This window comes from Niameybacter sp., from assembly GCF_036655075.1.
Classification (GTDB): Bacteria; Bacillota; Clostridia; order Lachnospirales; family Cellulosilyticaceae; genus Holtiella.
Genome location: NZ_JAVVQU010000024.1, coordinates 33,598 through 45,648, shown reverse-complemented (window position 1 = coordinate 45,648; position 12,051 = coordinate 33,598). Strand labels below are relative to the sequence as shown.

Annotated in this window: 11 protein-coding genes and 1 tRNA gene; 2 read left to right on the top strand and 10 right to left on the bottom strand. The window is 34.5% G+C overall.

Features of this window, described 5'->3' with window-relative positions:
- Positions 1-503, top strand: a 503-nt coding sequence (locus RRY75_RS08355; protein ID WP_332716346.1) for a tyrosine-type recombinase/integrase, incomplete at its 5' end; no start/stop codon positions are given.
- Here the strand turns inward: RRY75_RS08355 and RRY75_RS08350 are convergent.
- Together RRY75_RS08350 and RRY75_RS08345 are read right to left on the bottom strand one after the other, a co-directional pair.
- The gene (locus tag RRY75_RS08350) at positions 463-1,020 is read right to left on the bottom strand and encodes a Uma2 family endonuclease (RefSeq protein WP_332527785.1); all 558 of its coding nucleotides are present in this window, start codon (positions 1,018-1,020) and stop codon (positions 463-465) included. The two genes, RRY75_RS08355 and RRY75_RS08350, sit on opposite strands and share 41 nt — an antisense overlap.
- A gap of 1,234 nt (positions 1,021-2,254) precedes the next feature.
- Entirely contained in the window at positions 2,255-2,551 is a 297-nt protein-coding gene (locus tag RRY75_RS08345; RefSeq protein ID WP_332493012.1) for a hypothetical protein, read from the bottom strand.
- 803 nt (positions 2,552-3,354) lie between these two features.
- Between RRY75_RS08345 and RRY75_RS08340 the strand changes: the two genes are divergently transcribed.
- Positions 3,355-3,427: transfer RNA gene (locus RRY75_RS08340), tRNA-Pro, on the top strand.
- 227 nt (positions 3,428-3,654) lie between these two features.
- On the opposite strand, the gene RRY75_RS08335 is transcribed toward RRY75_RS08340, so the two are convergent.
- The 8 genes from RRY75_RS08335 to spoIVB form a co-directional block, all read right to left on the bottom strand.
- Complete coding sequence (locus RRY75_RS08335; protein ID WP_332716341.1) at positions 3,655-4,962, bottom strand: hemolysin family protein; 1,308 nt, start codon at positions 4,960-4,962, stop codon at positions 3,655-3,657.
- A gap of 849 nt (positions 4,963-5,811) precedes the next feature.
- Positions 5,812-6,423, bottom strand: a complete 612-nt coding sequence (locus RRY75_RS08330; RefSeq protein WP_332493014.1) for a hypothetical protein — start codon at positions 6,421-6,423, stop codon at positions 5,812-5,814.
- A gap of 189 nt (positions 6,424-6,612) precedes the next feature.
- A complete protein-coding gene (sfsA, locus tag RRY75_RS08325) occupies positions 6,613-7,308 on the bottom strand; it encodes a DNA/RNA nuclease SfsA (RefSeq protein ID WP_332493015.1) in 696 nt (231 codons plus the stop codon).
- Between the two features lie 74 nt (positions 7,309-7,382).
- Positions 7,383-8,747 (bottom strand): MATE family efflux transporter, encoded by a 1,365-nt coding sequence (locus RRY75_RS08320; RefSeq protein ID WP_332527607.1) that lies wholly within the window; start codon positions 8,745-8,747, stop codon positions 7,383-7,385.
- Between the two features lie 84 nt (positions 8,748-8,831).
- Positions 8,832-9,407 carry a TIGR03943 family putative permease subunit gene (locus RRY75_RS08315; protein ID WP_332527606.1) on the bottom strand — a complete coding sequence of 192 codons (576 nt, stop codon included), beginning with the start codon at positions 9,405-9,407 and terminating at the stop codon, positions 8,832-8,834.
- Positions 9,400-9,555 carry a hypothetical protein gene (locus RRY75_RS08310; protein WP_332493018.1) on the bottom strand — a complete coding sequence of 52 codons (156 nt, stop codon included), beginning with the start codon at positions 9,553-9,555 and terminating at the stop codon, positions 9,400-9,402. Before RRY75_RS08310 ends, RRY75_RS08315 begins: the two co-directional genes overlap by 8 nt.
- A 317-nt stretch (positions 9,556-9,872) precedes the next feature.
- Positions 9,873-10,718: a sporulation transcription factor Spo0A gene (spo0A, locus tag RRY75_RS08305; protein ID WP_332493019.1), complete on the bottom strand. Its 846-nt coding sequence runs from the start codon at positions 10,716-10,718 to the stop codon at positions 9,873-9,875.
- A gap of 120 nt (positions 10,719-10,838) precedes the next feature.
- Positions 10,839-12,023, bottom strand: a complete 1,185-nt coding sequence (gene spoIVB, locus RRY75_RS08300; RefSeq protein WP_332493020.1) for a SpoIVB peptidase — start codon at positions 12,021-12,023, stop codon at positions 10,839-10,841.
- Positions 12,024-12,051: the final 28 nt, after the last annotated feature.

The following is a 12,051-nucleotide window of genomic DNA, read 5'->3' as shown; positions in this document are numbered from 1 at the left end:
ATTGCCTCAAGGAAGAGTCTTTAATCGTTTACACAAAATTTTTTACAGGCTCTGAATATGTCCAGTTGTTAAATAACAAATATAAAAATAAAGTAACCGTTTCAACACACTTACGAAGAGTAAGAACATATTGCAACTGGTTACTTGAAAATGGCTATATTGATAAGAAATTTAAATTCCCTATAAAGAAGGACTATGAACTTACTAAAGACTGTTATACCACTGAAGAGCTTAAAAGACTTTTAACTAAACCTACTACTACTGATTTTGCTGAAATTAGGAACTGGGTAGCTGTAAACATCTTAGTTGCTACCGGATGTCGTATCTCTACACTTACACATATGCAGATACAAGATTTTAACTTTGAAAATAATTCAATCTTCTATCGCCATACTAAGAATAGAAAGACACAAACTGTGCCTATGGCCTTAACATTAAAGAAAGCACTACATTATTATTTGACTATCTATTCCATTCAAAATCAAATATTTCTTTTAGCTTAATTTCTATTAAAGGAAAGGTTTTAAGCTTTACACTTATCTCTTCATTATAATCTTCTGCTTCTTTATCAAGTTCTAAAGTATAAGTTTCATCTAATACATAACTACCATCTTTTAGATCATAAACTTCTATTCTTTTTGCTTTATAATCTACGATCCAGTATTCTTGAACCCCTATTTTGCTATAGAGTGCCATCTTTTCTACGCGATCATTTTTAATATATCTACTACTTAATACTTCTACAATAAACTTAGGCACACCATGATAACCATTATTCTTATATTTTGAACGATCACAAACAATCATCAGGTCAGGAATGACTCTATTATTTTCATCTACATATAAGTAAACATTGTCTGCATGAACGTCACAAGTACTGTTCAGTAAATGTATAGAGATTCTTCCGTTCAATCGATTGATAACCATACTATGCCTTACATCTGCTAAAGGAGACATATTGTAAATTACACCATTAATGATTTCTTCTTTACTATTGTCATTTGAATAATCAAGTGCCATAACTTTTTCACCTCTTTAAAACTTTTACTATAAGTATAGCATGTCTTAACAGACATACAACTATAAAATGCTTCTTATAATAAACTACAAAATAAAACTATTTTATTTTTAAATATAACATCACTATTAGTGAATAAGATGTTAGCGACTGATAACAAATGGATATGCGTATATTCGGGTAGTTCTACAGATGAATCTTTGCAAAAAAATACACAGAGGATACAAAATGGAGTGACTTTAATACTTTACCTCCTTCTCTTTTTTTGTTTTTTCATGGATTAGAACTATTAGTAAAAGGTTTGATTTCTCTCTCCGACAAGGCTATTCCTAAGAATCATCATCTAGACAACTTAGTACTAGAATTATCTGATCAATCTTGGATAGACTCGGAACTTCAACAACTACTTAGAAAATACTCCACTAAAAATCTTACCTTACCTTTCATTAACAATTTTTTAGACGATAACAAAATTGAAATTTACTCTCTACACGTGGACATAAGGTATCCAAATAAATCTTCTAATTCAACAGATTTTTCTAGTTTAACTTATAACGATATTGATCTGTGCCCACAGTTACGGTTATTTGTAGCAGATATTGAATCCATCATTAGTACATCTGTTTCATGCGTCAATGCCAAATTAAATTCAAAGGAGATTCTCAATGCATCTTATTAAATCAAAAGCTTATTCTGTTTCTTATATTAACTTGTGCAATTCTGCTTACCGGTTGTAGCTCTCAAGGAGCAAAAATCGGACAATATGATACTCCTTATTCATATGTTGCTGAGAACTCAGGCAGCATCATGATTAAAAATGTTCATACGGCTGAACAATTTATCCTAATTCTAAGCTACAGAGGTGTATTATTCACCAAATAAGATCAAGTATGAAATATGTAGCCTCTGGAGACCAAAAGTTAAATAATACGACCTACCCATCTTTAAGTTATTAATTGTCTCCAAGAGAGAGAATACACATAATTATTTACACGCCTTTAATTTAATGATGAAAAAGTACCAATAGCTAAATGCATAAAAAGATGGGGGATCTTACCTATTAAGATCCTCCATCTTTTTATGTATTTATATAGTCAAAGATAATTTTTTATTATCTGTGGGGCTTTTTACCCTATTTCATTTTTTAGAAATAAAGTATATTACCAATAGAATCAATACAATAAGTGTTATCAATATAGTTCCTACTAAAATAGTTGTTGTAATCATACAGTTGCATTACATTTGATATGTAACTGTAATGTCATTATCACTTCCAGTAGTGGTTCCTTTTAACCAACATTTTCCGCTTGCGATTCCAATAGTTGCTGGATTACCCTCTTTATCAGTGATTTTCATTTCTATACTTTCATTTAGTCCAACACTCTCAAGATTAGAAAAGGTGATAGTTTGGTAATCATTTGAGCTAGGTTCAGTTGCAAAAACAGAAGTAGATGTAAAAATAAAAGCAAACATTAACATCACAGACATTACAACCTTTTTAAACACATTAAGACTTTCAATTTTTGTTTTCATTTCAAAAATCCCTCTTTTAATAATTTAATTATTGCCAATTAACTATAATAATCGACAATAATATCGCAACATATTTAATAGTTGATGTAAACAGTAAAAGAACGTGCTCTTTATTATCCTGAAAAAAAATCCCCTGCTTTAACTGTTAAAAAACTACCTAAAAAAGCCATGCACAAGCATGGCTTTTTTAGGTAGTTTTTTTCCAAGACAAACATATATATAGTATATATCATCTCAAAAAAGGAGTTATATATGGCATCTGACACTTAAGCAGGAAATTGCATTACTCAAAGAAGAAATTGTTAAAGAGCTGCTTACCACCCCTACTTTTTCTCAATCAACTACTCACTATGAAGCTAATCTAACTCAAGTTTATACAACCTCCCTAGAATTTCTAGAGGTTGTAAAGCTCTATGGACGTGATGATCTTATCTCCAAACGAGTATTTCCATCAGCTTTTATTCAATTAAGTAAAGAATATAGTTTTACCGAAGCAGAACGTGAGAAATATTGTGTGCTAAGTAAAAAAAAGAGCCTAGCTAGTGTTTCTAATAGCTTTTCTCTACGTTGACATTTTTCATAATCTGCTTTTTTAAAATGCATGTATTTTTATTCACTTCATTGTGAAGCCCTTATTTTTACTGTATTTAATGTATACTATTTTTTCCTCTAAGGGACGGGCGTTCCAAAGTTCATATAAAACTCTTGAAAATACTAAAAAAAAGTGATATTATATTTTTAGAGACAGGAGTCTCCAGAAAAGTTTCTTACATATACAATCCCCCAAATCATTGCAAATACTACGGAATGTGGCCCAGGTGGTAGGGCGCCCGTCTGGGGGGCGGGAGGTCGCCAGTTCAAGTCTGGTCATTCCGATTAAAATGTAGAGGAACCATTGAAAATACAGTGGTTTCTCTTTTTTTTGTGTGCATTTAAAATGCCTTAAGAGCTTCCATACTACAAACTTTCTTCATGGTGTTTTCTCCAATAAAAAAGTAGTCCCTATGGACTACCTAATATATGTATATTTTTACTATCTCAATTGTTTATGACAGAATGGGCAATACTCGTATGAAGGAGATTCTGTTTTTGCATCCATTTTTTCATTTATCCTTATTTATCTCTATTTGAATCTGTTCAATTCTTCTGCTATTTGCCTTTTTAATTTTAAACTTGGTGTGCTCTAATTCAATGCTCACATTCTCTTCAGGTATTTCACCGAGATGTGTTGTTAGATAGCCATTAAGTGTATCATAGCCACCTGAAGATAAGTCTATTTCTAACCTATGATTCAATTCATGAATTGCAATAGATCCTTTTACTAAAAAAGTTTTTTCATCTATTTGTTTTATTTCAATTTCTTCTATATCGTACTCATCATGAATTTCTCCCATAACTTCCTCAATCAAATCCTCCATTGTTACAATACCAGAGAATCCACCATATTCATTAATGAGTATCGCCATATGATTTTTCTTTTCTTTAAAGTTTTTGAAAAGCGCATTTGTCTTTTTACTTTCTGGAACAAAATAGGGCTCATGTAAAATCTTTCTTATGCTTATAGCATGAAAACCTACTTTTCTAGCTTCAACTAGTAAATCTTTTACATAAAGTACGCCTATTATATTATCTATATTTTGCTCATATACAGGAATTCTCGAGTAGTTCAATTTCATAATTCTATCTAGTATTTCTTCTATATCATTTTCAACATTAATGATAAAAGTGTCTTTTCTAGGTGTCATAATTTCTTTAACAGTTCTATCATTAAATTCAAATACCCCATCTATCATATTCTTCTCTTCATCTTCAATACATCCATCATGTTCTGATTGACAAATTAAGGCTCTAATCTCTTCTTCTGATATTTTTTCCTCTATATTCTCTTGACTATTCCCTGTTAACTTTAAAACAATACTTGTTGATAATGATAAAACTTTAATAAAGGGCTTTGCAATTGTGGCTACAAAATAAATGATTTTCACCGAAAACAGTGCTATACCTTCTGATTTTTTTAATGCAATTCTTTTAGGCACGAGCTCTCCAAATACTAAGGTAAAATATGAAAGTAAAAGGGTAACACCTATCATGGAAATTTCTTGAGCATAAGGTACACCTAGCGCTTGTATAGATCTAGCAATATATCCTGATATGCCTGTAGCTGCTGATGCACTTGAGAAAAAACCTGCTAATGTTATTCCAATCTGTATCGTTGAAAGGAAGTGACTTGGCTCATCAATAAATTTTTCAAGCAATCTAGCTTTACTATTCCCCTCTTCACTTAATTTTTTAATCTTGTTCTTGTTGACAGCTACTATTGCCATCTCTGCTGAGGCAAAAAATGCATTCACTCCTGTTAGTAAAAGTATTAAAACCAACTGACCTATGATACTTCCCGAATCCGGTTCCAAAATTATTCATCCTCTCTATTATTAAAATCTTCATACTATAATACCATACACTAATATAAAATTACACTATATTTTATTAAATTAACAATTCTTCCTCTAACCATTCAGTTAAACACGACTCATAGGACATCCTTTTTATCGACCTTTTTTCATTATATAAAAAGACCCATCAAGAATCAGAAAACTGTTCTAAAGCTGAATACATCTTTGGGCCTATAGTAGCCAAAGCAAAAATATCCTATAAAGCTTACGAACACTCACCAGTCAAAAAAATGGAAGGGGTAGACCAGCAAAGAAGGGTGCTGATGTCAAACTTCAAAACCTCTTTACTACAGAAAAAGATGCTTTTACAACGACACAAATCTTAATGTATGGAAAAGAAGAAACAGTAAGCTATTACTGTATTAATCTTCTCTGGGGCCCAAAGCTTTATCAAGAACTGCGCTTTGTACTTGTAACTTATCAAGGTAAACAGTGTATCTTAGTGAGTACAGATACTTGCAATGCACTTTTCAGGCAAAGTGAATCCTAAGTCTTTCAGATATCTTAGGACACTTTCAAAAGAAATAATGTCAGAGGCCAGCGTAGCTTGTTATTTAAGGAAAAGTATTTTTCGCAGTTTGGGCAAAAATAAGGATTTAAGCATAACACGAATAATTAAATCTAAGCAGGGAGACCTTGAATTTGATGAGGTTCACCAGGCTTCTTAAAGTTAGAAAACTTTTGACTGTCTAGTTAGTCTAGAACTTTACTTTTTACAAGCTTTTTTTGAATAAAAGGCTCTATTCCAATAGCAAACAAAAAAGCACCTCCTAGGAGATGCTTTTTTCATGATACCCATAACTACACTTATTTATTGTTCATATTACTCTTCGTTGCACTAATCAAAAATCCAACACATGCAAAAGCTGTGTTCTTGAGTAAAACTAAAGATTGATTATTTTGGTCTACCTGTACAAGGATGCCTGCGATTAAGATAAGTGTTATAAAGAGGAGGATGTGGCCGATAATGAGTATTCTCAGTTCAGGCATTTGTTCCTGATTGTTCTCAAGTTCCGTGATAATTGTATTGATTTCTGGGTCCTCTGCAGGTCCTGTTTTATCTTGTGTAGATTCTCCTATGCCATTAGATTTCTTGTTTACAACGCTTGTTTTTGTCTCTTCCTGATCTTTATTCACATCAAAACCTATTGTACTTGTCTTGCCTATGCATTTATCTGACTTCTTGTTTTTATCACTGTTTGTTATATTTTCTATAATGTAGCCTAAAAGAGATGAAAACATAGTTCGAATGATAATCATGTTCCCATGGTCACTAATCCCCTTCGCAAAAGAAGCAATGCATATGGGGAGCAAACACATAAAAAATGCAATGATTAAAAATTTACAGTCTACCCTTATATACTTACTGATCTTTTGCATTTCACTAACGCGTAATTTGATACGCTTGAATAGCCACATCCCCTCACCTTCTATATATATATATTTAGTTCACTATATGCTTGTTTCAGTTAAGGTGTTCATCCTCCTTTTGAAAACTTTTAAGCGGCTAAAATTCTAGTTTCAAACGTTCCTCTTTACCCTATGCCTGTAAAATCTTTATTTTTTTCATTCTTTGACCTCTTTCTTGATAGTCTTTACTTTATACGTTTAAAGTTTAACCACCACAGGCTGCCCAAGTGTTAACTCACCTGGTGCCACCACACAGTCATAGGCCAAAATTTGCACACCTTTCCCAGCTGCTTCACGTAAGGCCTCGGCAAATGCCGCATGAGTGACCACATTAGGTGTAAAATAGTTAACCCTTTCCATTTGGATGACAAAAAGGACATACGTCTTGTAACCCTGTTGCAAGGCATCCATGAGTTCATACACATGTTTTTTGCCTCTTTCAGTTGGTGCATCCGGGAATCTTACGATGCCTTCTTCTTCTAAAGTTACACCTTTTACTTCTACAAAGACTTTTTCTTTATCTGTCTCTAAGTAAACATCAAAACGTGAATCCTTGTACGTCTTCTCAGGTTGAATATGTGTCAGTACACCTTCTAATCCAGGCAAGCTTAAGCTTCCATTCTTAAGTGCTTCATATACTACCTTATTCGGTGCCTGAGAATCCATATTGATCAATCGTTCGCCCTTTCTTACCGCAATGAGGGAATAGGCAGTCTTACGACTTGGATTATCACTATGTTCTAAGTAGACAGTGACACCTGGAATCAAAAGTTCCTTACAACGTCCTGTATTTTTTACATGGACTTTCACCTCTTCGCCCCCAACTTCACAGTAAGCAATAAAACGGTTGGGACGGCTCATAAAAATCGCTTCTATACAATTTGAGTAATACATTTTAAGCCTCCTTTAACTTTTTATTTTTTATAAACTAAATAACATAAAATGTATGCGTAGTATAAAAGAGTAGCCTAGGCTACTCTCTCTTTGTACAACTTATTACGCTTCACTAAATAAATTAAAATTCCTACAATGACAAGACCTTTAACAACACTACTAATGGTAATGCTCCACCACACCCCATCAATGCCAAGGACATTAGGCTGTGAAAGGATATAAGCCATCGGTATGCGCGCTCCTGTCAAAATAATACTCATTACAGAAGGGATATAGGTTCTTCCAAGTCCATTGAACAGACCTGTTGTCGTAATTTCCATACACATAAAAAGTTGAGAATATCCTAAAATACGTAAGTAAACTTCGCCTCCAGCAATGGCATCTGCTTCTGGAATAAAAATACTAAACAGACCACGACCAAAGCCTACAAGTAATATCGTTGCAAAAAGTCCTAAGACGATAGAAAGCCCCATAGTCACACGGTATCCCTTTTCAATACGGTCATATTTGCCTGCACCATAGTTTTGCCCTGTGAAAGTTCCAAGCGCTGTAGAAAGGCCTCCCGCCGTCATCCAAGAGATGGCCTCAATTTGTGAGCCTACCTTTTGAACGGCTATAGGTACAGGACCAAATACGGCAATAATACGTCCAATAACCATAGAGAACAAAGTAAAGAGCCCACTTTGTACTGCTGCTGGGAAACCAATCACACATAAAGTTCTAATGGCTTGCCACTCAGGTTTTGCAAATAGATTAATATGTAAATAACTTTCTTTACGCTTAGCAAGTACAATGATAAAGCATACTGTTACCACAACTTGTGCTACTACGGTAGCAAGTGCGGCACCGAATACACCCATTGCTGGAATAGGGCCTAATCCTAAAATCAAGACTGGGTCAAATACCATATTAAAAACAAGTCCAATAGTATTAATAATAAAAGGTGTCTTACTATCTCCAAGTCCATTGAAAATAGCAGTAAACACTGGATTCATAAAATAAAAAACCATACCTAATGCCATGACAACTAAGTATGTCTTAGACATTTCTATAATATGGGCATCCCCTAGTTGGAAGAAACCAATCAAAGGGTCCGCCAGAATCAATAATGCAATGCCATAGAAGATGGCCAATACACAGTTTACTTGTACTGCACTTGTAATGTAGTGCTTGGTACCTTCTAAGTCCTTTTCTCCAATACTTTGGGCTACTTTAATCTCTGCCCCCACTTTTGAAATCATAATAAACGCCATAGCTAGCCAAGTAAAGAACCCTGCTGTCCCTACTGCTGCTACAGCACTACTGCCTACACGTCCAATCCAAATCATATCTGTCATGTTATACGCCATTTGGATGAATGACGTCCCCATAATTGGAAGGGCCAGTTTAATCAGCTTTCCGATCATATGTCCCTCTGTTAAGTCAATTCTTCTTTCCATAGTTATCCTCTTTCTGTTTCATAACAAGACCCTAGCGCTAGTTTGCTCTAGGGTCAACTTTTTATGTTAAGAATGTCTTTTTTCTTAATGCGTTACCTTTTCAAGTCCTGGAGGAATTTCTACTAATTCACTCACTACAAGCACTGGAAAAGGTTCTTCTCCCTCATTTACCGGCTCACCCACTGCCACTGTACCTACTACACGCACCCATGTTCCATCTTTTGGCCATGTCCCTTCATAGGTAGTATCTAGCCCTACAAAAATTTCATGGGCATGGTCTTCATGTCCCATATCATAGATCCTAATGACAGTATAGCGGCCTGGATCCATTTCACTCACCATCCCTTCATACTGCAACGTTCTTCCTACATAATCATCTAAACCCATATAGAGCTGGTCCATATCTTGTACAAAGTTTTCATCTTCTATGATATAATCTACACCCTCGGGTGCTTGCAAATCATTAAGATAAGGTTTCTCACCTACCTCAGTTACGCCTTCTTGCCCCGCTGTGGCACTTTCTCCTACTCCGCCAGTTACACTCTGGGTTGTAGCACTTCCCGCCTTTAACGGCACTTCTACTTGCTGATTTCCACATCCTATAAGGAAAGCACAGGCCAATAAACCTGTGCCTCCTAAAATACGCTTTATTTTAAGCATGAGGTTGCTCACCTTTTTCAGCTTCTTGCTGTGCATGCTCTTCTTGTCTTGTTTTTTGAATAAAAGCTCTTAACTTTGTAAAAGCTTCATCATATGTGATACTTTCTGTTTCTTGTTGCTGAATTGGTTTTATATTTTCTTTATCCATGGTATAAACTCCTTTTATAAAATCTACTCCTATACTATACCTCTTCTTTGACCCCCTTGTCTACACCCTCATAGGCTTATTATCCTCACTACTCCCCCTATACCAATTGCTAAAAGTACTAAACGATAAAAAGCTCTGTAAACATGCAAAAACTCTCTTGATTTATTGAAATTTTTACTATTCAATAAATCAAGAGAGTTTATAGGTCATTCTTAAAATGTTCGTTGGCCTAGCCATGAAAAAATCTGCTTATAGACTAACTAATAAAAATATTAGTTGGTTTCATGATTTCTCACATCTCTAGTATTCCCAACACTTTACCCTACTTGAAGTTCAAGTCTTAATCTATCAGCGATTAGTGCGATAAACTCAGAATTAGTAGGTTTTCCTTTTCCATTGTTTACAGTATAACCAAAGAGTTGATCAATAGTATCCATCTTGCCTCTACTCCATGCCACTTCAATAGCATGACGAATAGCACGTTCTACACGACTTGGCGTCGTATTGTAGTTTTTCGCAATGTTTGGATACAGTTGTTTTGTGATGGAATTGAGAATATCCATATCATTGATTGCCATAATAATAGCATCACGTAAGTATTGATACCCTTTGATATGTGCTGGAATTCCAATTTCATGAATAACATTGGTTACTTCTGTTTCTAAACTATGTGGTGTAACCACTGGACGTGTTTGTGGTTTGACACTTGTTGTTTGGAAAATAGATGATGAGTGTGTAACAGACGTTGGTGTCGGTTCACTCGTTTGTCTGATACTACTTGTCATGTTTTTAAGCTGTCTAATACGTGTTGTCAATGTATCCATATCAAATGGTTTGACAATGTAGTAGGCTGCACCTAATGATAAAGCACGTTCTGTAATCTTATCTTGCCCTACTGCTGAGAGCATGACAACTAATGGTTTATGATTTGGATCCATACTTTGAAGGTTTTCAAGGACACCAATACCATCTAAATAAGGCATAATCACATCTAAGATTAAAACATCTGGTAGTAAAGCTTTAATTTGTTCACATGCTTCTAAACCATTAGCTGCTACCCCAACTACTTCCATATCTTCTTGCTTATTCAAAAATTCTTTTAAAATTTGGCTAAAATCTCTATTATCATCAGCCAACACGATTCTAATTTTTTTCTCTTGCAAAATGACTCCCCCTAGCTATATAAGTACAATGTTTTACTAAAATCTAATAATATTATATCTAATTATAAAAATTAAATCAATACCATATTCTTACATATAGGACTTTTTTTACAGTAAAATCTATTTTATTTCATTATTAATCATATTTTCAATGAAAATTCCGTATCCTTTTGTGGGGTCTTGAATAAATACATGAGTTACAGCACCTACTATTTTACCATTTTGTAAAATAGGACTTCCACTCATTCCTTGAATAATACCATTGGTCATCTCTAAAAGGGTTGGATCTGTAATTTGAATGACCATACCTTTTGCAGGCTCTGTAGTATAACGAGAGACTTTCTTAATCATGACCTCGTAACTTCTGACTTCATTACCTAATATATTGCTTAAAATACAAGCTTCTCCTTCTACAATTTCATTTTGATACGCAATGGGCATAGCACTATTTTTAAATAAATTTTCGCCTCGTCTGTTAAGACTGCCAAAAATACCGAGTGCTGTGTTATTTGCAATACTTCCTAAAATATTTTTAGGCGTGTACTCTATAATTCCTTTAAGTTCACCTGGCTCACCTTTTTCCCCCTTGTGGATGGCTGTGATAGCTGTTTTTGTGACCTCTCCTGTTTTCACTGGAAGTAACTTTTTCAGGTCTGTATCGTTAATACCATGTCCTAACGCCCCAAAAACTTTACTTTCAGGGTCATAATAAGTAAGTGTTCCTATTCCTTGGGCACTATCTTTTACCCATAGGCCTAATTTATAAACTGACTCACTTTCACAATACGCTGGACGAATACTTACTTCTAAAATTTCATCTTTCCTTTTTACCTCAACCATTAACGCTTCTCCATTTGAAGCTTCTACGAGTTCTTTCAAATGTTCTTTAGACTCTATCTCTACTTTTTCTACTTTTAAAATCATATCCCCTTTAAAAAGTTTATTTTTACAAGGAGATACTTCTATTTCTTCGCTTGTAAAAGGACTTGTACCAAGTACACAAATCCCTTCTGACTCTACTTTTACTCCAATAAGCTGTCCACAAGGCACGACGGCTTTAGGTTTGACGACATCCACATTAACCGTTTTGAGTGGAATATAACCCAGTAAAGAAATCTGCAGGTTGTCATCCATCGCTTTTTTTGCACATAAAGGCCAGTCTACGACTTTTTCATAGGAGCTACCTTGGGCAAGTTGAATATGATTTGGGAACACATAAGAAAAGATAAATGGGCTGCCTATCAATAAACAAATTAGAAGTGATAGACCGCAAAGCAGTTTTTTATATTGTTTTTTCTGTCTCATTTTGCACATCCTGTCTTTGCTATTTACG